This is a genomic window from Clostridium cuniculi (assembly GCF_004353185.1).
Classification (GTDB): Bacteria; Bacillota; Clostridia; order Clostridiales; family Clostridiaceae; genus Clostridium; species Clostridium cuniculi.
This window is the reverse complement of record NZ_SMUS01000118.1, coordinates 1-457: the sequence shown is the minus strand read 5'-3', so window position 1 is coordinate 457 and position 457 is coordinate 1. Positions and strand designations below refer to the sequence as shown.

General features: G+C 57.3%; 1 protein-coding gene. It reads left to right on the top strand.

What is annotated here, in order from left to right; genetic code table 11:
* Nucleotides 1-130 precede the first annotated feature (130 nt).
* Nucleotides 131-454 carry an Mpo1-like protein gene (locus EJJ37_RS19870; protein WP_204596872.1) on the top strand — a complete coding sequence of 108 codons (324 nt, stop codon included), beginning with the start codon at nucleotides 131-133 and terminating at the stop codon, nucleotides 452-454.
* Nucleotides 455-457 lie beyond the last annotated feature (3 nt).

The following is a 457-nucleotide window of genomic DNA, read 5'->3' as shown; positions in this document are numbered from 1 at the left end:
AGAGAGCTAGTACGTACAGAATGATTGTCCCTCTAGGCAAGCGTAACGAATCAAGGTAGAGTGCAGCCCAGCGGTAGAGTTCCAGCAGATCGCTGCTGGTTCCGGAAGGAACTGGAGTAGGAGGTGCCCAGTGCCTGGACTGGAGCACTACATGGCGCAGTATGACCACGAACACCACTCGACGTGGAACAAGCTGCTGCACGGCATCGGAATCCCGCTGATTTTTGCGGGAATCGTCCTCCTGGTGATGCTGCGCTGGCAGTGGGGTTTGGCGTGTTTCGTGGGCGGCTGGATGCTGCTATTCCTGGGTAACCGGATTGAAGGAAACAAACCGGCGTTTTTTCAAGGTCCCATTTATCTGCTGGTCGGGCCAGTCTGGGTCGCCAAGGAAATCTGGGAGACGGTGACGGGAGCGCATAGCCGGCAGGATGCGGCCGCGCCAAAGAAGCCGTAAGAG